We start from the raw sequence: 16074 nt of genomic DNA, 5'->3' as shown, positions 1-16074 counted from the left end.
CTTTCACCCAGCCGACAAGGCAGTATGATTTATTTCACACCTTTTTCCATTGCTTTCCAAGCTAATGTTGCACATTTAATACGAGCAGGGAATTGTGAGACACCTTGCAGTGCTTCAACATCCTCTAGGTCATATTTATCGCTATACTCTTCACCCATCATCATTTTAGAAAAAATATCAGCAAGCTCTAAAGCTTCATCTACCATTTTCCCTTTAATCAGTTGAGTCATCATGGAAGCAGAGGACATAGAAATTGAACAGCCTTCACCATCAAATTTGGCATCCTCTACAATACCGTCAGTCACTTTTAATGTTAAGTGAATACGGTCTCCACATGTCGGATTGTTCATATCAATCGTTACAGCTTCACCTTCTAAAGCACCCTTATTACGAGGATTTTTATAGTGATCCATAATGACTGAACGATATAGTTGATCTAAATTATTAAAAGACATCGCCAAAATACTCCTTCGCAGAACGTAACCCTGCAACAAGACGGTCAATATCCTCCTCTGTATTGTACAGATAGAAGCTTGCACGCGCTGTCGCTACTTGCTGAAGACATTTCATTAGTGGTTGTGCACAGTGATGACCAGCACGAATAGCAATACCATTCATATCAAGCACTGTTGCCACATCATGTGGATGGACATCATCTAAGTTAAATGTCACAAGTCCACAACGTTTCATTGGGTCACGTGGGCCGAAAATTTTTAAACCGTCAATTGTTTCAAGCTGATCCATTGCATAGCCAACAAGCTTATGCTCATGCTCTGCAATATTATCTAGCCCAATCTCAGTTAAGAAATCAATAGCGGCACCTAATCCTATTGCACCTGCAATAATAGGCGTTCCACCTTCAAATTTCCACGGTAATTCTTTCCACGTTGAATCATATAACCCAACAAAATCGATCATTTCGCCACCAAATTCAATTGGCTCCATTTTTTCAAGGTGTTCCTTTTTACCATATAGTACACCTATTCCTGTAGGACCGCACATTTTATGCCCTGAGAACCCTAAGAAATCTACATCCAAATCTTGGACATCAATTTTCATATGCGGAGCAGCTTGAGCTCCATCAGCCACCATAACAGCACCATTAGCATGTGCAATTTGCGCAATTTCTTTAATTGGATTAATAGTTCCAAGTACGTTAGATGCCATTGACACGGACACGATTTTTGTTTGCGGTGTAATCGTCGCACGTACTTTTTCTAAACTAATCGTTCCATCAGCTTCTAGCTCAATGTATTTCAATGTCGCCTTTTTTTCTTTGGCTAACTGCTGCCAAGGAATAATATTGGAGTGATGTTCCATTTGAGTAATGACAATTTCATCACCCTCAGCAACATTTGCACGTCCATAGCTGGCTGCTACTGTATTTAATGCTGTCGTTGTTCCACGAGTAAAAATAATTTCTTGTGTTGATTGAGCATTAATAAACTTACGAACCTTTTCACGCGCACCTTCATATTTATCTGTAGCACGGTTTCCTAATGTATGCACACCACGGTGAACATTGGAATTATCGAATTCATAATAAGCTTTAATGGCTTCAATTACTTGAACAGGTTTTTGAGACGTCGCTGCACTATCAAGATACGCAAGTCTATGACCATTTACATCCTGATTTAAAATTGGGAAATAGCTTTTAATGTCTTTATTCATCATTAGCGAACTTTCCTTTCAATAACCTCCGTCAGTTGCTTTTGAACGCCCTCAATTGGTAATTGCGTAACAACTGGCGCAAGGAATCCATGGATAACAAGGCGCTCTGCTTCTGCTTTCGAGATCCCACGGCTCATTAAATAGTAAAGCTGTAATGGATCTACTCGACCAACAGATGCTGCGTGTCCTGCTGTTACATCATCTTCATCAATTAATAAAATTGGGTTTGCATCCCCACGAGCTTTTTCAGAAAGCATTAATACACGTGATTCTTGTTGTGCATCTGCTTTCGTTGCACCATGTTCGATATAGCCAATACCATTAAAGATAGATTGAGCTGCATCTTTCATGACACCATGTTTTAAGATATGCCCGTTTGAGTTTTTACCCCAGTGACGAACCTCTGTAGTGAAGTTAAGTTTTTGTTCTCCACGACCAACAACTACTGTTTTTGTATCTGCATGAGAACCGTCACCAATTAGATGAGTAATATTTTCTGAGATTGTATCTGAGTCATTCATTAAACCAAGAGCCCAATCTACTTTTGCGTCACGCGCTAAGCGTGCACGACGGTTTACATATGTCGTAAAGCCTTTTGCAAGCACATCCACTGCTCCATATGTTACTTGCGCATTATCTTGGACAACTACTTCCGCAATAATATTTGCTTGGCCTTTTGCTTCTTCAACCGTTGAAATATATGTTTCCACGTATGTTACAGCAGAATTTGCTTCTGCCACTACTAGTACATGGTTGTATAATGATGCATCAGCATTATCGTTTAAGAAAACCACTTGAAGTGGTTGCTCAATGACTACATTTTTTGGTACGTAAACAAATACGCCACCGTTAACAAGTGCTGTATGAAGCGCTGTTAACTTATGCTCATCCACTTTAACAGCTTCAGTCATAAAGTATTTTTGAACAAGCTCACCATGTTCACGAACTGCTGTGAAAATATCTGTAAAAATAACACCTTTATCAGCAAGCTCTTGTGAAGTTTTAATGTAAGCTGGTGTATTATTGCGTTGAATATAAAGGTTTTCTTGCGCTTCAAGGTCAATTAACCCTTTTGCTTCTTCAGGTAAAGCATCCAATGATGGAAATGCCTCACTATGAACTGTAAATGCTGGGAAGTTCATGAAATCCCATTTCGTAATATTAGTTCTATCTGGTTTTGGCAAATCTAAACCAGTTACTTTGTCTAGTGCTGCCGCGCGAAGCTCAGTAAACCAAGTTGGTTCACCATTTGCTTCTGAGAACGAGCGCACGTCCTGTACTGTTACAGGCAAGTTAAGTTCCACTGTCATGCTAGTTCGTCCTCCCTCTTATGCTTCTTGTTCCTCTGTTTCTTCTTCAATACCTAATTCTTTTTTGATCCAGTCGTAACCTTCTGCTTCTAAGCGTTGTGCAAGCTCTGCACCACCTGATTTCACAACACGTCCTTGCATCATTACGTGTACATGGTCTGGTGTAATGTAGTTAAGAAGACGCTGATAGTGCGTAATCATTAAGCAGCCAAAGCCTTCACCGCGCATTGCGTTGATTCCTTTAGATACTACTTTAAGAGCATCAATATCAAGACCAGAGTCAATTTCGTCTAAAATAGCGATCGTTGGTTTAATCATCATTAATTGAAGAATTTCATTACGTTTTTTCTCACCGCCAGAGAAACCTTCATTTAAATAACGTTGTGCCATATCTTCGTTCATTTCTAGGAATTCCATGTTTTTATCTAATTCACGGATAAATTTCATTAATGAAATTTCATCGCCCTCTTCACGGCGAGCATTGATAGCTGAACGTAAGAAATCAGCATTTGTAACACCAGCAATTTCAGAAGGATATTGCATAGCTAGGAATAAACCAGCTTGAGCACGCTCGTCTACTTCCATCTCAAGTACATCTTCGCCATCAAGCTCAACAGTACCTGAAGTAACTTCATATTTAGGGTGACCCATAATAGCAGAAGCTAGTGTTGATTTACCAGTTCCGTTTGGTCCCATGATTGCGTGAATTTCGTTTGTATTAATTGTAAGATTTACGCCTTTTAAAATCTCTTTCCCGTCGATAGCAACGTGAAGATCTTTAATAACTAAAGTTGACATGAAAATACCTCCATAGTGTTCAGTGAATGGGTCGACCATTCCTTAATTATCATCATTCTAATCTTAACTGAAAATCGTTCTCTATGCAAACCATTTCAATTACTTTCCTTCTCCTCAAATAAAATCTTGAAAAATAAAGGCTTTGTAAGCATTTTCAGATTATTACTATTTGGAATAGATATTGAGAATAGACTTTCCTCATTTTCAATGAATTATCTCTAATTGAGAATTGATTTCATCTAGCTACATAGTGGAAACCTCGTGAAAAGGGTTAATTGTAGAGGTTTTGTGACAAATTTGCATAAACAACCATAACTATACTATAACCTATTTCATTAAAATGGAATCAATTAAAATGAAGATATTTTCAACGTAATCTCTTTTACACTCAATAAAATTCTATCGTACGAGATTACAGAATACTTAAACTTTTTTCTGTATTTACAGTCACTTTTTATCTTCAATACTATATAATTGAGCTATAATCAATCTTATTTTTAGATTAATAGAGGTGAAATGTTAGTGGAGTTACGTCAATTACGCTATTTTGTGGAGGTTGCTGAACGCGAGCATATTTCAGAAGCCGCTGAGCATCTTCACGTAGCCCAATCAGCCATTAGTCGGCAAATCGCAAATCTTGAAGATGAATTAGGTACTCCGTTATTTGAACGAGTAGGTCGTAATGTGAAATTAACCCCTATTGGGAAGACATTTCTTGAACATACCATTACAGCATTGAAGGCCATTGATTTTGCTGCCAAACAAGTAGAAGAATATCTTGATCCTGCTAAGGGCTCTATTAAGATTGGCTTTCCAACAAGCTTGGCTAGCTATGTACTTCCAACCGTTATCTCAGCCTTTAAACGTGAGCATCCGAATTTACAATTTCATCTACGACAAGGTTCTTACCGATTTTTAATTGATGCTGTCAAAAATCGAGAGTTAAACCTTGCCTTTTTAGGTCCGCTTCCTCCTAAAGATGAGTCTATTGAGTCGACTATATTATTTACAGAAAATATTGCAGCTCTTCTCCCTGCCAATCATCCATTAGCGAAAAGAGAGAGTATCCAGCTTGCAGAATTGAGAAATGATCTATTTGTGTTATTCCCAGATGGCTATATATTACATAAAGTGGCTATGGATGCCTGTCGTGCTGCAGGATTTTTGCCTAATATTATTTCAGAAGGTGAAGATTTGGATGCACTTAAAGGCTTGGTAGCAGCTGGAATAGGTGTTAGTCTGTTACCAGAAAGCTCACTTTATGATTCTGCTGCTCGCTTTACTGTAAAGGTGCCCATCGAATCACCCTCCATCCCAAGGACAGTCGGCATTATTTCTCCTGTCAATCGAGAAATCGCACCATCAGAAATCATTTTTCTAAATTTCGTCAAAGATTTCTTTTCACGTCTGTCCCAATTTCAATAAAAAAATCGCCTTGTGGGCGATTCACTGTAGACAAAAGCCATCGAGATGTTTGATATACTCTCGATGGCTTTCGTTGAAATTCTCATTATTGGTGAATTTATTAGGGCGACGAGCGCTCTCCAGTTTCTTGCTCATTAATCCACTGTAATGTTTTGACACCTAATCCACCTGCACGCCACAACACTACATCATGATAGCTTTTCCTTTGGACATATTTGACCCATTTTTCAAGCGTTTCCTGATCAGCATACCAAACCTCATGACTAATATTACTAGAATCTGTATACGTAAAATAAACAGCTCCACTTGCTTTATCGCGTTTTTTGTTAGCGTTTGTTTCAGCTAACACTTTTTCAGCCTCAAGCTCAGTTAATGCAACCGTATTCCCTTGAGCTACCCAATCGAAACCACCCGTGGCAAAGGCGATGGCTAATTTTTGATTGGATTTCTTGATTTTTTTTATCAAATCATTGAGGAAGGTAAAAGTAGCCTTCGCACCTGGTCCACTATGATAACCATGTACATTATAGGCCATTACCGTATAGCTAGGCCCATTTGGTAGCTTCATATCAAATGGAAAGCTAGGCTCTAGCACGACATGCAGTGTAACATTCCTTTTGGCAAGCTCTCGGTAAAGCTCCTTTAAAAATTGAACATATTTTGATAGGTCCTCTTTAGCTATCTTTTCATAATCAATTTCGATGCCATCCGGTTGGTATTGTTCAACTACCTGCAAAATATTATGGATATGCTTTTTCCTTGCTGCAGAATCCTGTAATAGCCTATGCAAAAGTGTACTATCCTTTTGAACAGATGAAGCATTATCTGTCACATAATCATTAATAAGCGTTAGGATTACACGATGTGATTCATTGTATTGCTGCTGTGTCTGCTGCAACATATCGACTGCATTATCCGTTAGCAACAATTCATCTTGATAATTAAAATACGCACCGAAAACGCGTATATCTTGTAATCCTTGTTGAGAATTTTGAACATCTTCTAAGGCTAATTGATTTTGCCATTCAGGTAACCACATAGATAAACGGAGCTTTGCTTTATCTTTTAATTCTTCCTTTGCTATAGCCGGTGGTTCTTTACTATTACTACAAGCAGTGATAAAAATCAGGGCTATACAGATAAATATTATAAAATTTTTCACTTGTTTTAAATTTCACCCCAACTTAGAAGGTTTCAATAAAGAAATCCACAACATGATTAAACAATGTTGTACTTTTATACTTAACCTTCTCGAAATTCGTATATTGGTTTGTAAAAATGGTTTGATCTTTTCTATCTGTAATTATAATATCTTCAATTAATGTATCGTATATATCATCTGCATATTGTTCATGGGACGTATCTTTATGACTAAACAATGCCCCAAATCCTATTTGTGATCCATGAAGGCTAGGATTTATTTGAATAGTTTCAGATAATACATGATCTACATTTATGTTTATTTTATCCTTATTTACTGCAATGTTAAATACTCTATTTTTTGTTAAGTTTCTTGGGTATTCTTCTTCAACAATGCGCGATCCTTTTTGGGTATCCTGAAACGTATAGACGGTCGCCTTATTAAAGGCATACTCCTCTTCATTCCACTTAATCTCATTCAATGGAAAACGAGCCTTTTCCACAATGTCTGAAGCTGGTAATTTTTCACTTACTACAAGCTCATTATCGATTAAGGCAATGCGTAAATAGCTATTTGTTTTATCATCATAATTGACGTAGAACGCTTGTTCACCAACAACATTCCCTTTAAATGTAAAATTCGCATTGTATTGTTGCGGCATTGTTTCCTTTAAAAGAATCCTACCTTCACTAGAGGGAGCTGATGTTAATATGACTTTATTCTGATCAAATTCTGCCGCCCCATTAACGGTATGCCATTTTTGGGCTAATGCAGGATCTCCTATTTTAAACTCTACATTTTGATTGCTAGCCTGTCTGATCTTCATCATTACATGATTGGTTGACCAATAAGGGGAAACTTGTAATCGATTCAAGTTATATAGATCGCTATCTTTATCATTATAGGCACTCAATTCTCGATTAAAGTGCATAAGAAACTTGTCTTTAATTTCCTTGTCATTGGCACTCTGCACCAGTGGGTCCATATTGTTATACAATGAATTAGCATGCATAATGGCATAGGCTTTTGGAACTTTCCCAAACTCTTGCTGATAGATATCTTGCATAAGCTTGTAGTCTTTCTTAATTCGAATTTCCATCTCTTGTCGAGTTTCACTTGGAATCATATATTGATTACGAATAAAATCCATTAAATAGTGGTTATAATACTCGATTGTTGTTTTATTTGGTATATTATTTTCGTCAATCATTCCTAAGGACTGCCCTTTATCATTAAAAATATTAATATAGGTTAGTCGGTACCCATTAGAGCCTAATTCCCAATAACCGCTTTTCTCCATCAACTTCAAATCTTTTGGCTTTAAAAATTTATGATCACGGGTATCCATTTTATTGGCATACGTAAACATCGTAGCCTTGTAATTTAATTTCTCCATGATATTTTGTGCGAAAATACTAGAATCCGTACGTCCATCCTCAAATGATAAAAACAATGCTTTTTCAGGTAATGGTTTGTTCTTTTGATAAAAATCCAATATATCCTGTTGTGTAATCGTTTGATAGCCGTGTTTTTCAAGCAATGTTAATTGTTCTTCTAAATTCTTCTTTGACACATATTTAGGGGAGTCATTTCTACTCACCCCAAAATACGAAAGTGCTATAAATCCTTCTTTATTGTTTAATGGTACCGCCTCAGCAAATCTCTTGTCTGTCAGAAAAACGGCTTTAATTAACACAACTGCTAAAAAGACAACAACGATTAATTGTAGAATCGAGCGTATAATTTTCCTTCGATTTTTTTTAGCTGGCTGTAAAATTACATTTTTCTCTTTCATTCCTTCTCACCCATTTTTCTAATTTTCAACATTGAAAATCGGGATTTTCGTAATTTTTGCTTTTCTATTTTCTTTTCTTTTGCCAAAACGTCTTGTGGTGTTTCCCTTGTTCCCCATGTTGATTTCCAAAATGTTACCCATGCAACTGGCATTTGCCAGAGTAAAATAAATTCATAATAAAGAACGAAGATAAACCCGAATAACCATAATTTACTTTTTCTAAAGAATAGATGAGCCAAACTCATTAGCATGGCCATTAAAAGTAAGCCTAATAAAAAGGTAGTTGGAAAAACGCCATACATAATCGGCACATAGATTAAGTTGTAAACGACGACAATGGGTGCTGCAATTGGCACAATTAAACCTATGATGAAGAAAAGGAACATGAAGGGTTCTTTTTTCCACATAAATAAAAATGCTCGTAAAGATTCTCTTAACCAAGAACGTTTCCATCTCATTTGCTGAGATAAAAAAACCTTTGTGTCAGAGGGGACGATCGTCGAACAAATTGCATTATCCTGATAACCTGTTCGATGAGTTTTCAAAATATAGTTTGTCATACTACGATCATCACCAAAAGTAGCAGGCTGCCCAAGAAATTTTTGATTGAGCCAGGCTGTTTCATTTTTTAAAATTAGTTCTTTTCGATAACAAGCTAAAGGTCCTGATAAGCATGTCACCGTATCAAACCAAGATTCAGCCGCTTTCATAATACGGAAGGCAATATAATAACGCACTGTCTGTAGTTTTGTCAGAGCATTTGTAAATTTATTTTCTACCTCTGTCCGACCAGCTACTCCACCCATTTTAGGATCTTGGAAAGGCTGTACTAAATTGCGGATTGCATGTGGCTCCAAAAAACTATCTGAGTCTACAAAAACCACTAAATCATGTTTTGCTTGATGAACACCGGCTACTAGTGCTTCACGTTTTCCACCATTTTGAGGGAGCTTAGAAAACTTTAAACGATCAGTCGTTTTAAAACGCCCACCCTCAAAATGAATAAGATCAATCATTTCCTTAGCTTTTTCCTCTGTCCCATCCGTAGAGCAATCATCCACGACAATCACTTCTAACTTATCGACAGGATAGTACTGATTAATACAGCTTGAAATCGTTCGATGTATCCATTCTTCCTCGTTAAACACAGGGATAATTATGGATACACCGGGCTCATAATGCGGATTGATTGGTACGTTTTTATAGAAAATACCAAATAAGTATCTACTTAATAGAAACGTTGCCGCAATAATACTATAAAGATATAAAAATTTATTAAACCTAAAATAAATAACACTTTCTGCTCTCATCAGCATGACAATAAGAGTGACGACCAATAAAAATAAACTCGCCATAAAAACTGAAATGCCCCATCGCTTTTTTACCATATATTCATTTAGAGGTTGGAGAAATTCACAAGCAAAGTAATACAGCGTTTGACCATCCACCTCTTTGGTAAAATGTCGGACCACCTTTGCCTTTAACTTTACTTTAGCCTCATAACCCTCGGGCATTGCGCCCCCTGGAATTGTAAAATTCATTTCTAAAATTTCATCTATTAATAATTGGTGAGGCTGTTGAGAATATACAAGGATTCCCGTAACTGAAATATCTTCCGCATAGTATTTGTCTGAACTGGTTTTACGTCTTGCTCTTCTCACCATTACTTCAAAATGAGTTTCATAGCGTAAGCTAAGCTGTTGGAGACGATATATTTCATTGACATCTGTCGCATCTATTTCTTCTTTCTGATAAGATGCACCTCGACGATTGACAAGGTTCCGGACATTTTCGGGATCAGGAATATTTGATAGAATCCGACGATCCGAGCGCGGTACTGTTAAAACCTCTTTTTTCGTTTTTATCATTTATTCACATCCCCATTTGCATCTTCTTCAATCCAAGTTGACATTTTACTAAAGCTATAACCATCCTGCTGCAACTTTTCAATAATTAATGGAAGTGCTTCGACTGTTTTTGTCCCATCTAAGATGTGCATGACAATGACCTTACCTGGTGCTGCTCTAGATATAACCCGATCGTAAATATCCTGAGCACTGTAATCTAAATTCCAGTCAAAGGATGCAATATCATACATGGCAATGGTTTTAATTCCAGCAGCGGTAATCACTTTGGCAGTACGCTCATCCATAATTCCCTGTGCTGGTCTAAAATAAAGTATTGGGGGTTCCTGTAGCGCATAAGTGAGAGCTTTATGGGCCTTCACTAAATCCTCCTGTATTTCCTCTGGCGTCATTTTAGTTACATCTAGATGGTAATAAGAGTGACTTGCTACTTCATGACCTTCCTCTAGTATTAACTTTGCCAATTGAGGATTTTTCTCCACTCCACTACCGATTAAGAAAAATGTACTTTTAATGTTATATTTTTTTAAAACTTCTAAAACATCCTTCACTTGCTGTTCATGTGCCCAGTCATCAAAGGTAATGGCCATTTCTTTTTTAGAGGTCTCTTTTCGATAATATAAATGTGGTTCGATATTTTCATAATTTAAATTAGGTTTGATGGCATCATAACCTGCTATTTCTTCTAATGACTTTGTTAAATAACGGTTATCTAACACATCACTTAACGTAGTAATTGTATAATCATGCTCTTCAGCTAATTGTGCTAGTAAAGGGATGGTATCTATAATGGCAGGATTAATATACGTATTGAGGTGAATAATAGAGCCTCTATCAATATATTTGCCTATATAATCGACCAATTCTTGGGCACTTTGCATTTTTCGATCCAGTGGATTAATAGATAATCCTATCACTGCATTCATGTCCAAAGCAGCAGCCGCTAAGCGCATATTATCTGTAATATCACCGGAACGGCTTCGAACATATTTCGGCTTATATCCTAAATGCTCTTCAAATATTTGATTCGTTAAATAAATCTCCTCATACGTTTGATCATAGTCTAAAGCTGTGACATCTGGAAATGACAATGTACCGTTTTGCACTTCATGACCTCTTTTTAAAATGTCTCGAACAAGCTCTGGCTCCTGTGCCACACGTAGCCCCTCTAAAAAGAAGGTAGCTTTCATATTAGATTCATCTAATTTTTTCAGTAGTAACTCCATTGTTTGATTATCCGCAAAGCCATTAAACGTTAGAGCCACTTTTGGCTTAATAATATCGGCATGGCTGATTGAATCACTCATCGTACCATCCGATTCCTTAATCTCTATAGTAGAATCAATTGGTTGAATCGTTTTTTGAGGAGTGAATTGACATCCTGCTAAGAACATCAGGAGTAGAAGCCCACATATTTTTAGCTGTTTCATGTCCCATGAACTCTCCTTATAACTTGTAATAATTTTTATTCTTAAATAAAAAATGGGTATTACGTGTGTCAAAAATTAATGATGCTTGTTGATCAATTAATGAATAATCAATGTTGGAATGGTTGGTTAAAATCAATACCGCATCTGCATCTTTAATAATTTGCTCTGTTAAAGGAACTGTATGGAATAGGGATTGTTCTACCGGGAATGTTTGAATAAAAGGGTCGATAATTTGTATTGAGCACTGATTATCTAGTAATTGTTGAATGACATGTAGTGCGGGAGATTCGCGTGAATCATTTATTTCCGGCTTATACGTGACACCAATAATAACAATTTTTGCTTGGCGTAGCTCCGTATTTTGAATACGTAAGTACTGCTTCAGTCTCTCTACAACAAAGCTAGGCATCGAATCATTAATTTTATCTGCTGCTTCTATTAATGTTGCTGAGACACCATGCTGTTGACCCGCCCACAATAAATATTTAGGGTCCACAGGGATACAATGTCCACCGACTCCTGGGCCAGGTTTAAATGGCATGAATCCATAAGGCTTTGTTGAGGCGGCATCGATAACTTCCCAAATATCAATATTCATTTTATAGCAAATTTGACTTAGTTCATTGACAAGAGCGATATTGATTTGGCGAAACGTATTTTCCAGCAATTTCTCCATTTCGGCAACTTTCGGACTTGTTACCGTATATACACTAGTATGAATGACTGTTTCATAAAAAACCTTTGAAACTTCCAAGCATGTGGAAGTAACACCGCCAACAACTTTGGGTGTATTAGCAACTGAAAAATTACTATTACCAGGATCCACTCGTTCTGGTGAATAGGCTAAAAATAAATCTTGACCAACCGCAAAGCCATGTTTTTGCAAGATAGGCTGAACAACTTCCTCTGTTGTCCCAGGATAGGTCGTGCTTTCAAGAATGACTAGTGCATTTGCATTAATATGGCACCCTATATCGTGAGCTGCTTCTTCTATATAGGAAATATCAGGAGTACCATCCTCCATTGTAGGGGTTGGCACACAAATGATGACAACATCAACAGAAGCAAGTTTGGAAAAATCATCGGTTGCTTCAAATTGACGTTCCTTCAATAGTAACTGTATATTTTCTTTCGGGATATCAGCTATATAGCTTTCACCGTTTTGCAACAGGGCGATTTTTTCTTGATTTTTATCAAAGCCTAAAACATGAAAACCTTTTTGAACAATTTCAATGGCAAATGGTAGACCTACATAGCCGAGGCCAATTACCCCAATTGTCGCTTTTTTTGTTTGAATTTTATTTAATAAAGCTGAGCTCATTGATTTCGTGTTTATCGTCATAACAATAACTCCTTTGGCTAAACTTTCATGTAATTTTTATCGCCATTTTTTCGTTATCTATTCATCTACTTATATATGCCGAGTATTCTGCAACGTAATAGGCCATTTCTCATTGCCATTTTCACCAAACCCCTTTCATCTCTACATACTTAAGTATGATTTTTTTAGTCAAAATAGATGAATAAAATCTAAATTCACAAAAAAACTTTTCTAACAATTATATAGTACTACTTGCAACTAAACAATTTCTAAATAAATCCTTCATTCACGATAAAACGCCTACTTTATTAGTATTTAGAACAAAAAAGTTCATTATTTATTCAGATATTTAGTAAATATATTCAGAGTCGCTTTATTAGTGTAGATGAAAAAGTTGCTAAGCGACACTGAAGAATGTTAATAAATAAAAAATTAACATTTTTTCCTTTTTTGAACTCTAAAAAATCCCTCTAGAATTGGTTTTCACCGATACTGGAGGGATCATCCTTTGAAACACGGAGAATAGACATTACATGAGCTGTTGTAACTATTTTATATAGCCATTTTTATTTCCTCGGAAATCGACAACTTGTAGATAGTCACTATTCGAAAGCTGTCAAAATTCACTTAAACAGCTTCAAAAGAAAAAGAGTACGTAAGTAATTCACTACTTACGTACTCTTTTATTTAAATTATTGAACAGGTACTACTGCACCTTTCCATTCTTCTAAAATAAAGTCTTGGATTTCTTTAGACGTTAATACTTCTAATAATGTTTTAATTTCTGGTCTTGATTCATCCCCCGCACGTACTGCGATGATGTTTACGTATGGTGACTCTTTATCTTCAAGAGAAATCGCATCTTCGATTGGGTTTAAGCCATTATCAATAGCAAAGTTAGAGTTGATCAGTACTGCGTCCCCTTCGTCGTTTTCGTACATTTGTACAAGCATTTCTGGTGCTGTATTCGCATCGAATTTAAAGTTTTTAGGATTTTCATCTATATCTTTAATTTCTGCTGCTGTTTTATCAATACCCTCTTTTAATTTAATTAAGCCCTTAGCTTCTAATAATGACAGCATACGACCGTGATCTGATACCGAATTAGAAAGTAAGATTGTTGCACCTTCAGGAAGTTCTTCTAAAGATTTATATTTTTTAGAGTAAATACCGATTGGCTCAATATGAACACCACCAGCATTGACGAAGTCATAGCCATTGTCTTTAATTTGTAACTCTAAATACGGAATATGTTGGAAGTAATTTGCATCCAACTCTTTTGATTCTAAATCTTGGTTTGGTAGCACATAGTCTGTATATGTTTCTATTTCAAGGTCAATACCTTTCTCAGCTAAGATCGGTTTTGCTTTATCCAAAATTACGGCATGTGGTGTATTAGAAGCTCCCACTTTTAATGTAACGTTTTCTTTACTATCTGTTTTATCACCAGATGCTGAATTTGCATCCTCTTTTTTATCAGTACCGCAAGCTGCTAAAGCTAGTACAAGTATTGATAAAAATAATCCTGTTAATAACTTTTTCATTTATGACACTCCCTTTATTTTGATGAAAATATGTTAGCGGCAAGAACCGGAATAACCTCAGTTTTATTAACGTTTATCAATTTTTTCTGTAATGAAATCACCAATCCATTGGATAATAAAGACTACTACTAAGATCAAAATAGTTGCCATTAATGTCACATCTTGGCGATTTCGTTGGAACCCGTCTAGGAAGGCTAAGTTTCCAAGACCTCCTGCACCGATTATCCCTGCCATTGCTGTATAACCAACAAGTGCTACAGCCGTAACCGTAATACCAGAAATTAATGCTGGTAATGATTCAGGGATTAGAACTTTCCAGATAATTGTGGAGGTTTTTGCCCCCATTGAACGAGCTGCTTCAATGACACCTTTATCAATCTCACGTAACGCAATTAATACCATACGTGCATAGAATGGAGCCGCACCGATAAATAAAGCAGGTAAAGCAGCATTAGCTCCACGGATTGTACCTAGTAAAAACTTAGTGAATGGAATTAATAAAATAATTAACACGATAAATGGGATAGAGCGGAAAATGTTAACGAGTGACCCTGTTAAAAAGCTAACAATTTTATTAGCCCATAACTGATTGGGACTTGTTAAAAATAGGACGATCCCAATGGCTAACCCTAGAATAAATGTAATAACTGTAGAAATGGCTGTCATATATAATGTTTCATACGTAGCCTGCCACATGCTATCCCAGTCTACATTCGGAAAGAGATTAGTTAGCATCTGCAATCACCTCCGTTTGTACTTCCACTGTATTTAAATAGCTTAGGGCTTCAGTCACATTTGCTTTCGACCCATCAATTTGCACGATGAGCGTACCATATGCTCCATTTTTCGTTTGTGAAATATTCCCGTGTACAATGCTTACTTCCACATCGAATTGCTTTACAAGATGTGAAATAACAGGCTGTTCGGTTTTTTCACCAACAAAAATCAGTTTGACCAGTTGTCCCGTTGGGTAATTTGCTTTGATTTGTTCTACTGTATCTTGTGTTTCCTTTGTATTTGTAATTTGGGCTACAAATTTCTTAGTAATGGCCGCCTGAGGTGCCTGGAAAACCTGCAATACTTCCCCACGCTCTACAATTTCGCCTGCCTCCATCACGGCTACACGATGACAAATCTTGCGAATGACATGCATTTCATGCGTAATGAGGACAATCGTTAACCCTAAACGTTCATTAATATCTACCAGTAAATCAAGAATGGCATCTGTTGTTTCAGGGTCTAGTGCAGATGTTGCCTCATCACATAGTAAAACCTCTGGGTTATTTGCTAATGCACGTGCAATCCCTACACGTTGCTTTTGTCCACCAGACAGTTGCGATGGATATGCTTGATCGCGCCCTTCTAAGCCAACAAGTGCTATCAATTCCTTCACCCGCGCCTCCCGTTGAGCTTTTGATACACCTGCAATTTCTAATGGGAAGGCAATATTTTCTGCAACTGTTCGTGACCAAAGTAGGTTAAAATGTTGAAAAATCATACTAACCTTTTGTCTAGCTGCTCTAAGTTTTTGACCCTTAATCGAAGAAAATTCTTGATTGTTCACCGTTACTGTTCCTGCTGTTGGTTTCTCTAAACCATTAAGTAAACGAATCATCGTACTTTTACCAGCGCCACTATAGCCGATAATGCCAAAAATTTCACCCTTATTAATAGTAAGGTTAACATCTTTGACTGCCGTTAATTCGCCATTTGCTGTTTTGTATTTCTTCGTTATATTTTGAAGCTGTATCATAGCGAATACTCCTTTTCTTAT

Annotated in this window: 13 protein-coding genes; 1 reads left to right on the top strand and 12 read right to left on the bottom strand. The window is 36.8% G+C overall.

The features are described from left to right. Positions 1–29: 29 nt before the first annotated feature. The 4 genes from sufU to sufC are packed head-to-tail and all read right to left on the bottom strand — an operon-like array spanning position 30 to position 3779. On the bottom strand, positions 30–455 hold the full coding sequence (gene sufU, locus PI85_RS14225) for a Fe-S cluster assembly sulfur transfer protein SufU (protein WP_036119977.1): 426 nt from the start codon (positions 453–455) through the stop codon (positions 30–32). Further along, positions 445–1674 carry a cysteine desulfurase gene (locus tag PI85_RS14220; protein ID WP_036119980.1) on the bottom strand — a complete coding sequence of 410 codons (1230 nt, stop codon included), beginning with the start codon at positions 1672–1674 and terminating at the stop codon, positions 445–447. The genes sufU and PI85_RS14220 overlap by 11 nt, the downstream gene beginning before the upstream one ends. After that, positions 1674–2981, bottom strand: coding sequence for a Fe-S cluster assembly protein SufD (gene sufD / locus PI85_RS14215; RefSeq protein ID WP_036119983.1), 1308 nt, complete (start codon positions 2979–2981; stop codon positions 1674–1676). Before sufD ends, PI85_RS14220 begins: the two co-directional genes overlap by 1 nt. A gap of 18 nt (positions 2982–2999) precedes the next feature. Beyond that, complete coding sequence (gene sufC / locus PI85_RS14210; RefSeq protein ID WP_004228249.1) at positions 3000–3779, bottom strand: Fe-S cluster assembly ATPase SufC; 780 nt, start codon at positions 3777–3779, stop codon at positions 3000–3002. A 522-nt stretch (positions 3780–4301) separates the two neighbouring features. Between sufC and PI85_RS14205 the strand changes: the two genes are divergently transcribed. Next, entirely contained in the window at positions 4302–5204 is a 903-nt protein-coding gene (locus tag PI85_RS14205) for a LysR family transcriptional regulator (RefSeq protein WP_036119986.1), read from the top strand. 100 nt (positions 5205–5304) lie between these two features. Here PI85_RS14205 and PI85_RS14200 read toward each other — a convergent pair whose 3' ends face one another. The 8 genes from PI85_RS14200 to PI85_RS14165 all read right to left on the bottom strand — a co-directional run bounded on the left by PI85_RS14200 (position 5305) and on the right by PI85_RS14165 (position 16053). Further along, entirely contained in the window at positions 5305–6366 is a 1062-nt protein-coding gene (locus tag PI85_RS14200; RefSeq protein ID WP_036119989.1) for a glycosyl hydrolase family 18 protein, read from the bottom strand. Positions 6367–6388: 22 nt separating this feature from the next. Beyond that, positions 6389–8140 carry a polysaccharide deacetylase family protein gene (locus PI85_RS14195; protein ID WP_036119991.1) on the bottom strand — a complete coding sequence of 584 codons (1752 nt, stop codon included), beginning with the start codon at positions 8138–8140 and terminating at the stop codon, positions 6389–6391. Further along, positions 8137–10008, bottom strand: coding sequence for a glycosyltransferase (locus PI85_RS14190; RefSeq protein ID WP_036119993.1), 1872 nt, complete (start codon positions 10006–10008; stop codon positions 8137–8139). Before PI85_RS14190 ends, PI85_RS14195 begins: the two co-directional genes overlap by 4 nt. After that, the gene (locus PI85_RS14185; RefSeq protein WP_235318489.1) at positions 10005–11435 is read right to left on the bottom strand and encodes a polysaccharide deacetylase family protein; all 1431 of its coding nucleotides are present in this window, start codon (positions 11433–11435) and stop codon (positions 10005–10007) included. The genes PI85_RS14190 and PI85_RS14185 overlap by 4 nt, the downstream gene beginning before the upstream one ends. A gap of 16 nt (positions 11436–11451) precedes the next feature. Beyond that, positions 11452–12777 (bottom strand): nucleotide sugar dehydrogenase, encoded by a 1326-nt coding sequence (locus tag PI85_RS14180; RefSeq protein ID WP_042737433.1) that lies wholly within the window; start codon positions 12775–12777, stop codon positions 11452–11454. 671 nt (positions 12778–13448) lie between these two features. Beyond that, on the bottom strand, positions 13449–14300 hold the full coding sequence (locus PI85_RS14175) for a MetQ/NlpA family ABC transporter substrate-binding protein (protein WP_036119996.1): 852 nt from the start codon (positions 14298–14300) through the stop codon (positions 13449–13451). Between the two features lie 66 nt (positions 14301–14366). Next, complete coding sequence (locus PI85_RS14170) at positions 14367–15035, bottom strand: methionine ABC transporter permease (RefSeq protein WP_036119999.1); 669 nt, start codon at positions 15033–15035, stop codon at positions 14367–14369. Continuing rightward, positions 15025–16053 (bottom strand): methionine ABC transporter ATP-binding protein, encoded by a 1029-nt coding sequence (locus tag PI85_RS14165; RefSeq protein ID WP_036120001.1) that lies wholly within the window; start codon positions 16051–16053, stop codon positions 15025–15027. Before PI85_RS14165 ends, PI85_RS14170 begins: the two co-directional genes overlap by 11 nt. Positions 16054–16074 lie beyond the last annotated feature (21 nt).

The sequence above is a fragment of the Lysinibacillus sp. A1 genome (assembly GCF_000801965.1).
In the GTDB taxonomy this organism is placed as follows: domain Bacteria; phylum Bacillota; class Bacilli; order Bacillales_A; family Planococcaceae; genus Lysinibacillus; species Lysinibacillus fusiformis.
The sequence above is the reverse complement of the archived record's forward strand: the minus strand, read 5'-3'. Positions and strand labels throughout refer to the sequence as shown.